This window comes from Alkalibacterium sp. m-11 (assembly GCF_054658155.1).
On sequence record NZ_BAAGIR010000068.1, the window covers coordinates 1 to 10,706 of the forward strand.

Here is a 10,706-nt window from a genome sequence, read left to right on the forward strand (position 1 = left end):
AATGAGATGCCCTCACCTTGAGGCTTGAACAAAACAGAAATGGACTGCGTTCGTACAAGCACTCAAGAATCCCACCCGTCAAACCGAAAGGTTCGGGCTTGCGGCTTTAGCCGTGGGAGTCTCAAAAAAGGCCCTTCCCGTTTGTAGGAAGAGCCTGAATAACACTATTAGATGACTAGACTTTTTCTGATGTTTCTCAAATATTTCGTACTCATGGCCCAGTGCAGATAATCGTTTACGTGGTCCGTAATCATGTTCTCTATATCCGGCTTGGTTTCCCATTCGACAAAGGTATACTTCGGCACAAAGATATCGGTCGCAGGCAAGGCCAGATCATATTTAAGAAGACAGATATTCAGCTGCTCCATTGTATGCCTCTTTTCATCCTTGTCACCAAAACAGATCGTCATAACGGATTTATGCTGCAGCTCCCTATGGATATGGCTGAAAAATGACTGGTAACTCTCCGGCACTTCTTCTGAGAAGGTTGGCAGAACAAAAATGAAGCCATCTTTCTCATTAAACTTTTTCAGTCCTTTTTCAGTCAAATTCCATTCGCCGTCAAGAGACTGATTGTACTTTTCCAGATCGATCAATTCAAATGAGGTGCTATAAGGCCGCTTCCCGATTTTTTTCAGGTACGGAAGAACGGTCTTTGCTACTGTCCGACACTCTTTCCATTTTTCTAAACCTAATACTACGATACCAATTCTCAGCATGTTACTGTCCCCTTTCAATCTAATGACGATTACTGATCATTGACTATATTAAGTATAAAGGCTACAGTAACTGTAGAGTCAAGGGGAAGGACTGATTATCTTATGAAGAAAAAGAACAGCCTCAGAATTGCCGAACTGGCTGAACTGGTGGACATCAATAAACGCACACTTCATTACTATGACGAAATCGGGCTCTTCTCTCCTGAATTCAAAGGAGAGAACGACTACCGTTATTATACGCTGAAACAAGTATTTGACTTGAGTCTGATTCTATCATTAAAGGAACTAAATATGCCTCTGGCTGAAATCAAAAAGGTCCTCTCCGGAGACTTTCATGATTTCAAGCTCTCTCTTCAGAGCAGGCTCAGTGATGTCGACCGCAAACTGGAGGAACTGGAACGCATTAGGCATACGATTGACAGAAAGCTTCACTACATCAGTATTGCTGAACGGCCGCATATGGAAGTTGAACTGATAAACTGCACGACGGACCACCTTGTTCTCAGCCATCCAATGGAAAATCGCTCTCCGACAGACTGGATCATGGATGCCATCGCCTTAGTTCATGACAAGGATCTGCACTTTCTTGCCAACAATGAATATGGCACCCTTATCAATGTGGATAAAAAGCTCGAGAATCCTTTTACTGAACAGTACGATTACTTCTATATCAAAGCCGCTTCGGCTGAATCAGCTACTCATACCAAACCAGCTGGCAGTTATCTTCGTATCGTCTTTCAAGGGCCTGAAGAAGAGCTGCATCAGCCTTACCAAAAACTGATCGATTTCAGCAGACAGCATACTCTGCCACTCGATGGCTACTTCTATGAACGTGCCCTGCATGATACCGTCCATGACAACCAGACGAATCTGATCACTGAAATACAAGTCAGGGTGAAAAGCGTTTAGGTCAGAAATCTGCTTTCTTCCTTCTGCTTATGCTACGACCTATATTCTTCAATATATAGTCAGCCAGACATCCTACTTTCGGAAAGTTGTCTGGCTTTTCTGCGTTCTGCTACATTACTTCACTAATATAATGCTACAATACAGATAACTTAATCCATACCACTTAACATGCAATCTAAAACCCGCTCACTTATTTCGATTGGCCTAATTGAAAAGAGGTCTGTAAGGAGAATTAACTATGAAAATGAAAAAACGAATCCTTCTGCTGTTAATTACAGTGGCTCTGCTAGCATCCATTGCTTATGTCAGTCTATCCATAATTGGAGATGAAGATGAAGGCGTACATGAAGAGGATGAGTCTGAGCTAGTAGAAGAACCTGTCCCTCAAGAAGAAATCAATAATATAGTCATCCTCGGAGACTCCATAGGCTCCGGTGTTGGTGACGAAGAAAGCTCCGGCATCGGTGACCGGTACCTCGAGTTAATGGACCGGGACGGTGATGAGACTTTGACCAATCTGGCCATATCCGGTTACACCAGCAGCCAGCTTTTCGACCTGATTGAAACGGGAGAAAACGATGCGACTATTGCTGAAGCGGATCTGGTTGTCATCTCTATTGGAGGAAATGACTTGAATCGTCTGGCTTTTCAAAGAGATTTGGATCTGCCCGTGGCCTTCCTAGACACACTTAATGCCTATCTGGACAATCTGGAAATCATTATTGGTGACATCCGAACGCTCAATCCGGAATCTCAAATTGCCCTTATCGGCTTGTATAATCCATACAGTCTGATCATTCCAGAATTGAGCGATTACCTTATTGAATGGAACGACGAAACCCGTTCGCTAGTAGAGTCACACCCTGATGCCACTTATGTCCCGACCTTTGATCTGTTCCAGGATCAGATGGAAAATTTTCTCTATGAGGATTACTTTCACCCAAATGAAGAAGGCTATCAGGCCATAGCTGAACAGCTCTATACTTTGATAAATTAGATGTTCAATTAATCGTTAGTAAAATTGATGTCCTGTGTAGCGAATAAAATGGAATAATCGAAAAGCTTAAAGGAATGACAACCTTGTCCACCCTTTGAGCTTTCTTTTTTTGAATAGGGGCTTAATAACCCAATCGTTCCATCATGAACTAATATCGTTCAAGCTCTTTCATTTGGCATCTCCCACCTTTTTTTGCATAATAGGAATTAGGAGGCGAGTCAATTGACAAAACAAACCTTATATTACAACGGAAAATGGCAGGATGCGCAGTCTGATGATTACGCAGACGTCATTAATCCGACAACTGAAGAAGTTATCGGTAAAGTAGTCAACGCCAATGAAGAAGATGTGAACCGTGCAGTATCAGCGGCCAAAGCAGCTTTTGATGACTGGAACACAACAGCCCCTTCCAAGCGTGCCGAGTATGTACAGAAGATTCTTGACGGCATCAAGGAACGTGAAGAGGAACTGATCGAAACGATGATCGAGGAACTCGGGACCTCACGACAGTTTGCCAAGAATACGCAAGTCGGCCTCGCCGAAAAAGAGATGGGCGCAACGCTTGAAGAAATAGATAACTTCTCATTCGAAGAAGAAGTCGACAATGCGACGGTGATCAAAGAGGGATATGGTGTCGTAGCCTGCATCACGCCTTGGAACTACCCGCTTAATCAGATTCAGAGAAAAATTACCCCTGCTCTTCTGGCAGGAAATACGGTTGTGGTGAAGCCACCTAACCTGACTCCCCTAACTGCTCTTCTATTAGCAGATATCGTAGATAAAGCCGGTCTTCCCGATGGTGTCTTCAACTTGATTACAGGTGACGGCAGCTCTACGGGTGACTACCTGACCAGTCATGAAGATGTATCCGTCATTTCATTTACAGGATCGACTAAGGTCGGTAAGAGCCTGTATGAAAAAGCGAAGACGACAGTGAAGCAGATTGTTCTGGAACTGGGCGGAAAATCACCTATGGTCTACCTTAAAGGTGGCGATCTGGAAATGGCTGTCAAAAATTCAGCCAATACCCTGCTTCATAACCAGGGACAGACCTGTTCAGCACTCTCACGTCTCTTAGTACCGAAAGACGAACTGGAACGAACTAAAGAAGTTATCAAGGACTATTATAAAGATATCAAAGTCGGTGATCCAAACGATGAAGACACTATGGTCGGTCCCATCGTTTCTGAAGATCAGATGGAAACTGTCCTGAATTATATTGAAAAAGGGAAAGAAGAAGGCGCAGAAGTTCTGGTCGGTGGTAATAAGCTGGACCGCAAAGGCTACTACGTTGAACCGACAGTCTTCGTCAACGTCACGAATGACATGACGATTGCTCAGGAAGAAATCTTCGGCCCAGTACTAGTCGTCATCACCTACGACTCAGTAGAGGAAGCGATCGAACTGGCCAATGACTCCATTTACGGCCTGTCCGGCGGAGTAGTTGGACCAAAAGACGAAGCCATAAAAGTCGCACGCAAATTGAAAACAGGTAACATCACCATCAACGACGGTGCCCGCACACCAAAAGCCCCATTCGGTGGATACAAACAGTCCGGACTCGGAAGAGAAAACGGATTGTACGGTGTTGAAGATTACCTTGAATTGAAGGCTATATTTAAATAAGTTAAGCTGTTCACCTCATATCCGCAGATATGAGGTGTTCCTTTTTATATTTAAGAACTCGGGAATGTCCCATATATCCAAGATATGGGACATTCGACCTTCCAGATTGCTACTCAATAGCTTATAACCCCGAGATATGAGGCATTGACCTACTCGAAAAGCTTCCCAACAGCTCATAAACCCATTATATGGTCTATTCGCGTGTCGACATCTTAGACATTTACTCAATTCTACTGCATCTTCATATAAAAACGGACCGTTCTTCGTAAAAAACAGAACGGTCCATTTCATTATTCATAAAATAACTATCTCTTCGAAGCCTGAATCAGTTCCCTGATCGTATCGGTTACTCCGTCGTGGAAGTCGGAGACGATTTTACTGCCGACGACGACTCCATCACCGTACTGGCTCAGGTCACGGACATGGTCGGGAGTCGTCACACCGAATCCGGCAAGGACTGGTTTGGATGTAAAGGTCTTGAGTTTTTCAATATACGGCCCGACCTCTTCACTGAATGTGGCCTGGGCACCCGTCGTTCCTTTGACTGTGACGGCATAGAGAAAGCCTTCCGTCCGTGCGCCGATCTTTTTTAACCGGTCGTCAGGGCTCGTCAGTGCGGCCAGTCGGATCAAGGCAATGCCTTTTTCTTTTACATGAGGAAAAATATGATCCTCTTCTTCCATCGGTAAGTCAGGAATGATGAGGCCGTCAACACCTGATTCCATACAGGCTTCCGCGAAGGCTTCAGTTCCGAAATTAATGATTGGATTGACGTAGGTCATAAGGATGATCGGGATCTCTCTCTTATTTCGAGTCGTTTTCAGCTGGTCGAGCACATCCTTTAACGAAACCTTATGTTCCAAGGCTCTGAGTCCGGCAGCCTGGATGGTCGGCCCATCCGCTACAGGATCGGAAAAAGGAATACCCAGTTCGATCGCACTTGCTCCCGCTTCTTCCAGAAAGGCAATACGGTCAGTCAGGACATCCAGTCCTCCGTCGCCTGCCATGATGTAAGGGACAAAGAGCTTGTCTCCTTTATCAAGTGTGGCCTGAAGTGTCTGTTCCAGTTTCTCTTTACCCATGGCTGTCTCCTCCTAGTCGTTCTTTTACAGTCGTCACATCTTTATCTCCTCTTCCGGACAGGCAGATAACCAGTGTCTCGTCTTCAGTCATTCCTTCAGCTATTTCTCTTGCGTAGTAAATGGCGTGCGCCGTCTCCAGAGCCGGAATGATTCCTTCCTTGCGAGATAGCAGCTTGAGCCCTTCTAAAGCCTCATCGTCCGTTATCCCTTTATAGGTTACGCGTTCTGTATCCTTCAGGAAGCTGTGCTCCGGTCCGATGCCAGGGTAATCCAGTCCGGCGGAAATGGAATAGGGTTCAGTGATCTGTCCGGCTTCATCCTGAAGCAGATAGGACATCATGCCATGCAGGACTCCGATTTTCCCGGCGCTCAACGTCGCGGCATGCTTGCCGGTTTCGATGCCTTTGCCTGCAGCTTCAGCGCCGAACAGTTTCACCTCTGAGTCGTTGACGAATGGGGCAAACATTCCCATTGCGTTGCTTCCTCCACCGACGCAGGCGACGATCGCATCAGGAAGTCGACCGGTGACCGCTTTGATCTGGTCCTTTGTTTCTTTACCGATCACACTCTGGAAATCGCGGACCATGGCTGGAAAGGGCTGCGGGCCGACAACTGATCCAATGATGTAGTGGGTGTCGTCTACATGAGCTACCCAGTATCTCAGAGCCTCATTGACCGCATCTTTCAATGTGCCTTCGCCTTGGTCGACACTGACTACTTCAGCACCGAGCAGTTCCATTCTGAAGACATTCAGTTCCTGACGGCGAATATCTTCCTTGCCCATGAAGACGATGCAGTCCAGACCTAAAAGCGCACACACTGTAGCAGTCGCTACGCCATGCTGACCGGCTCCTGTTTCTGCCACGACTTTCTTTTTACCCATCCGTTTTGTCAGAAGCGCCTGTCCCAGGGCATTATTGATTTTGTGAGCCCCGGTATGATTCAAATCTTCTCTTTTCAGATAGATTTGTGGCCCACCTAGTTCTTTTGTCAGCTGAGCTGCATAGGTCAATGGTGTCTGCCTTCCTACATAGTTGGTCAGATAGTCTTCCATCTCGTCAATAAAGGCCGGATCGTTTTTAGCTTCTTCATAGACTTGTTCCAGTTCAAGGACAGCCGGCATCAATGATTCCGGGACGAACTGACCGCCGAATTGTCCGAAATGTCCTTTTTTATGGGCTGTTTCTGTCATATTTTGTGCCATGGTCATCTCTCTTCCTCTCTATTACTGCTGTGTCTTGCTTTTCTGATAAATCGTCTTATTTTCTTAGTATCTTTTGTGCCGTCTGTTTCCACGCCGCTTGATACATCTACCCCCTGGGGCGACACGGCTTCGATCGCCGGACCGACATTTTCAGGCGTCAGTCCACCCGCCAGGATATACGGTAAACTTAAACTGGTGTCTTTGAGTCGGTTCCAGTCAAACGCTTCTCCGCTCCCAGGTTCTGGGCTGTCTATCAATAAAAAGTCTGAACAGTCCTGAAAATCGGAAGCCTCACCGAGTGAAGATATGGACAGGGCTTTAATGATTTTGCCATTGATTTGCCTACAGTAGTCCGAGCTTTCATCTCCGTGAAGCTGGGCATAGTCCAGACCGAGCGTCCGGCAGATCTGATTGACCGCTTCGACAGACTGATTTCTGAATACCCCTGCAGTTTTAATCGACCTGCCTTCTACAACTTTCAACACGCGTGATGCTTGTTCCAGTGTGACCTTCCGCCTGCTTTCTGCAAAGACCAGTCCGATCATATCAGCGCCCGATTCCACTGCAGCATGTGCCGCTTCTTCAGTTCGGATGCCACAAATTTTGACCAGCATCACGCTCACCTCTTTTAATAGAGAAGGGTCTGATTATGTCGGCTACATTATCAGACTTCATCAGCGTTTCCCCTACCAATACCGCTCGCGCCCCGGCTATCTCCACTCGTCTGACGTCTTCTCTCGTGAGCATGCCGCTCTCGCTGACTAGAACTACTTTTTCCGTATCGATTAATTGCGCCAGTCGCTCAGTTGTTTCAAGGTTTACGTCAAATGTCTTCAAGTTTCTGTTGTTTACGCCAATCAGTTTGGGACTCAGTGGACGTGCTCGTTTCAGCTCGTCTTCATTATGCACTTCAACCAGTACTTCCATACCTAAGCTTTCGGCATAATAATGCAGCTCTTTGAGCTTGTCATCTGTGAGTGCTGCAACGATCAGCAGGATAAGATCAGCCCCGTAGGCATACGCCTGGTCGATCTGAATGGGGTCGATAATGAAATCCTTGTTTAGAACCGGCAGAGAAACCGTCTCACTGATCTCCAGTAGATCCTGCATGCTTCCTTTGAAGAATGTCTGGTCTGTCAGAACCGACAGCATTGCGGCTCCCGCATCTCTGTAGGCGATCGCCTGAGTTCTGGGATCGAGCTGGTGATTGATTTCTCCCTTTGACGGGGAAGAGCGTTTGAACTCGGCAATAACTTGAACCTTTTCAACCGTTCTGCAGGTCTTGTAAAATGAATGCAGCACCCGATTTCTTTCCGGAAAATGGGTTGGGTCCAGCTTTTTCAGCCGGTTGACTTCATTTTTCTTTTCTTCGAGTATCGTGTCCAGAATAGTCACTATCTGTCTCCTTTCCCGTAAGTGATCAGGTAGTCCAGAGCAGCCAAGGCACGTCCTGAATCGATGCTTTCTTCTGCCAGAATCAGTCCGTCCTGCGGGGTGGCTGCTTTTCCGCTGGCCATCAACCCCAATGCGGCATTAAGAAGTACAACGTCTCTTCGAGGCCCTTTTTCCCCTTCAAGAATGTTTCTCAAGACCCGGGCATTTTCTTCAGCGTCTCCGCCTCTCAGGTCTTCGTTTCGAGCACGCTTGAGGCCCAATTCTTCCGGTGACAGGTCGAACGGTTCTAGTCCGTCTTCAGTCACAAGGACGCAGCTGTTCGGTCCGCTTAAAGAGGCTTCATCCATGCCTCCGTGGCCATGGACGACGACGGCACGTTTTCTGCCGAGCTGCCTCAGGACCTGACCCACGTCGTGCAGGGCATCTTCCCTGTAGACTCCAATCAGTTGTGCAGATAAGTCGACCGGATTCGTCAAAGGACCGATCAGATTGAAAATCGTCGGGACGCCTAGGCGTTTTCGAGCAGGCATGACGGCTTTCATTGCGGGATGCACCTGCTGAGCAAACAGAAAGGCTATACGGTTTTTCTCAAGCAGCTCCGTCATTTCTTCAGGAGAAGCGGATAAATGGACGCCAAGCACTTCAAGCACGTCTGCACTACCCGTTCTGCTGGAAATGCTGCGGTTACCGTGTTTGGCGACTGTCACACCAGCACCGGCCAGAACGAAGGCACTCGTAGTACTGATATTGAAACTCTGTGACCCGTCTCCTCCAGTTCCGCAGTTGTCCATGACATCCGGGAGCTGGCGCGGCAGCTGAACGGCTACTTTCTGCATGACTTTCGCAAGTCCTGTCAGTTCATCTACCGTTTCTCCTTTAGTCCGCAGCGCCATGAGAAAGCCCGCTTTCTGCAGCTCGTCTACATTCTCATCAAAGAGCTGTGCACTGGCGGCTTCCATTTCCTCCAGAGACAAGTCCGATTGACTCGCCACTTTTTCAATGTACGTCTTCATGATGCACTCCCTACCTTTTCATCGACCAGATTCAGAAAGTTTCTGATTATCTGTCTCCCGTCAGCTGTTCCAATGGATTCCGGGTGAAACTGCACGCCATAGATGGGATAGGTCTGGTGTCTGACTGCCATGATTTCTCCGTCTTCTATCGATTCAGCCGTTATGTCCAGATTATCCGGCATGGTGTGTCTTAAAATGACCAGCGAGTGATACCGCATCACTTCGATTTCCTGACCCAATCCTTCAAACAGCTCTGTCTGATTATGAGTAATAAGTGCGGTCTTGCCGTGTTTGACCTCTTCTGCATGGCTGACGCTCCCGCCAAAGGCTTCACCGATAGCCTGATGTCCGAGACAGATGCCCAGAATCGGAATCTCAGCCTTGAATTCCCGGATAAGATCGATGCAGATGCCCGCTTCTGCCGGCGTCCCCGGTCCGGGCGACAGCACAATGGCTTTCGGTTTAAGGTTGCGGATGTCTTCAAGGGTCACTGCGTCATTTCGGACGACCATCACGTCTTCAAGTTCGCCAATGTACTGATACACGTTATAGGTAAATGAATCATAGTTATCAATGAGTAAAATCATTTTTGTCCCACCTCCAGAAGTGATTTTGCTTTATTCAATGTTTCCTGATATTCACTTTCAGGGTCGGAATCATAGACGATCCCGGCTCCTGCCTGTACATATGCTTTTTTATCCTTCACGACCATTGTCCTGATAGCCAGTGCCAGATCCAGATCCCCGTTCACGTTGATGTAGCCAACGGATCCCGAATACACCCCGCGCTGATAATCTTCCAGTTCGTTGACGATCTGCATGGCCCGGATTTTCGGAGCGCCTGAAACAGTCCCTGCCGGCAATGTTGTAATCAATGCATCCAGACCGCTCAGGCCTTCAGCCAGTGTGCCGCTGACCTCTGAAACGATGTGCATCACGTGCTGGAACCGTTCGACCGTCATGAATGTATCTAGAGAGATCGATCCGATTTCTGACACACGCCCCAGATCGTTCCGGCTCAGATCTACCAGCATCTTGTGTTCGGCCTGTTCTTTTTCATCAGACAGCAGATCAGCTGCGTACGCCTGATCTTCCTCTTCTGTTTTCCCTCTCGGCCGAGTCCCTGCGATTGGATTCGTCACGATCTGTCTGCCCGTCACTTTGATCAGACTTTCCGGTGAAGCACCCAGCACAGTGTACTGGTCGAAATCCACGTAGAACATATAAGGTGAGGGATTAGCCACTCTCAGTTTCCGGTAGAAGGTGAAGGCATCCACATCAAATTCAGCCTGCATGCGCTGAGAAAGGACTACCTGAAAAATATCTCCATCTACGATATACTGCTTGGCTTTCACCACGCGTCTCATAAATTCGTCCTTATCGACCGAAGCAGTGAACGTAAGAGGTGACAGCTCTTCCGTCTGTTCTTCTGATGGATTATTAATCATCTCTCTGATTGCTTTGATTCGTCTGTCCAGCTGTCTATCTGTAGAAAAGCAAAATAATCCAGCCAGTAAATGTCACTTTATTCCGGCAGTTTTATTTAAGAAGATGGGTCAATTAAGCGACAGAATCTGTTTATTCCAGCACGTTTGTCAGTTTAGACCAGCGGATTGTCTTCTACAATAGTTACTAAAAAAAAGTCCGAAGAGCATTGGGAGCGTATGCTCCTTTCTCTTCGGACTTTCTTTCTGTTTTCCATTAAAATGAGACATCCTGATCTTCCATAAATCCATTGGATTCAAAAGACGACGGAACTCTC

11 protein-coding genes are annotated in these 10,706 nt (G+C 47.1%); 3 read left to right on the forward strand and 8 right to left on the reverse strand.

Annotated features, from left to right (window positions below):
* Positions 1 to 167: 167 nt before the first annotated feature.
* Entirely contained in the window at positions 168 to 719 is a 552-nt protein-coding gene (locus tag ACYQ2O_RS07840) for a hypothetical protein (RefSeq protein WP_346023702.1), read from the reverse strand.
* Between the two features lie 102 nt (positions 720 to 821).
* Between ACYQ2O_RS07840 and ACYQ2O_RS07845 the strand changes: the two genes are divergently transcribed.
* The 3 genes from ACYQ2O_RS07845 (at position 822) to ACYQ2O_RS07855 (ending at position 4,251) form a co-directional block, all read left to right on the forward strand.
* A complete protein-coding gene (locus ACYQ2O_RS07845; RefSeq protein ID WP_346023701.1) occupies positions 822 to 1,628 on the forward strand; it encodes a MerR family transcriptional regulator in 807 nt (268 codons plus the stop codon).
* A gap of 238 nt (positions 1,629 to 1,866) precedes the next feature.
* Positions 1,867 to 2,625, forward strand: coding sequence for a GDSL-type esterase/lipase family protein (locus tag ACYQ2O_RS07850; RefSeq protein ID WP_346023700.1), 759 nt, complete (start codon positions 1,867 to 1,869; stop codon positions 2,623 to 2,625).
* A gap of 222 nt (positions 2,626 to 2,847) precedes the next feature.
* A complete protein-coding gene (locus tag ACYQ2O_RS07855) occupies positions 2,848 to 4,251 on the forward strand; it encodes an aldehyde dehydrogenase family protein (protein WP_346023699.1) in 1,404 nt (467 codons plus the stop codon).
* Positions 4,252 to 4,556: 305 nt separating this feature from the next.
* Here the strand turns inward: ACYQ2O_RS07855 and trpA are convergent, their stop codons facing one another.
* Genes trpA through ACYQ2O_RS07890 form a run of 7 tightly spaced genes read right to left on the reverse strand, consistent with a single transcriptional unit; the run spans position 4,557 to position 10,392 of the window.
* Positions 4,557 to 5,333 (reverse strand): tryptophan synthase subunit alpha, encoded by a 777-nt coding sequence (gene trpA / locus ACYQ2O_RS07860; protein WP_346023698.1) that lies wholly within the window; start codon positions 5,331 to 5,333, stop codon positions 4,557 to 4,559.
* Positions 5,326 to 6,525, reverse strand: a complete 1,200-nt coding sequence (trpB, locus tag ACYQ2O_RS07865) for a tryptophan synthase subunit beta (protein WP_346023703.1) — start codon at positions 6,523 to 6,525, stop codon at positions 5,326 to 5,328. Before trpB ends, trpA begins: the two co-directional genes overlap by 8 nt.
* Positions 6,526 to 6,539: 14 nt before the next feature.
* A complete protein-coding gene (locus ACYQ2O_RS07870; protein WP_346023697.1) occupies positions 6,540 to 7,151 on the reverse strand; it encodes a phosphoribosylanthranilate isomerase in 612 nt (203 codons plus the stop codon).
* Positions 7,120 to 7,932, reverse strand: coding sequence for an indole-3-glycerol phosphate synthase TrpC (trpC, locus tag ACYQ2O_RS07875; protein WP_459796370.1), 813 nt, complete (start codon positions 7,930 to 7,932; stop codon positions 7,120 to 7,122). The genes ACYQ2O_RS07870 and trpC overlap by 32 nt, the downstream gene beginning before the upstream one ends.
* Positions 7,932 to 8,945 carry an anthranilate phosphoribosyltransferase gene (gene trpD / locus ACYQ2O_RS07880; protein WP_346023695.1) on the reverse strand — a complete coding sequence of 338 codons (1,014 nt, stop codon included), beginning with the start codon at positions 8,943 to 8,945 and terminating at the stop codon, positions 7,932 to 7,934. The genes trpC and trpD overlap by 1 nt, the downstream gene beginning before the upstream one ends.
* Positions 8,942 to 9,532: an anthranilate synthase component II gene (locus ACYQ2O_RS07885; RefSeq protein ID WP_346023694.1), complete on the reverse strand. Its 591-nt coding sequence runs from the start codon at positions 9,530 to 9,532 to the stop codon at positions 8,942 to 8,944. Before ACYQ2O_RS07885 ends, trpD begins: the two co-directional genes overlap by 4 nt.
* Positions 9,529 to 10,392 carry an anthranilate synthase component I family protein gene (locus tag ACYQ2O_RS07890; protein ID WP_346023693.1) on the reverse strand — a complete coding sequence of 288 codons (864 nt, stop codon included), beginning with the start codon at positions 10,390 to 10,392 and terminating at the stop codon, positions 9,529 to 9,531. The genes ACYQ2O_RS07885 and ACYQ2O_RS07890 overlap by 4 nt, the downstream gene beginning before the upstream one ends.
* Positions 10,393 to 10,706 lie beyond the last annotated feature (314 nt).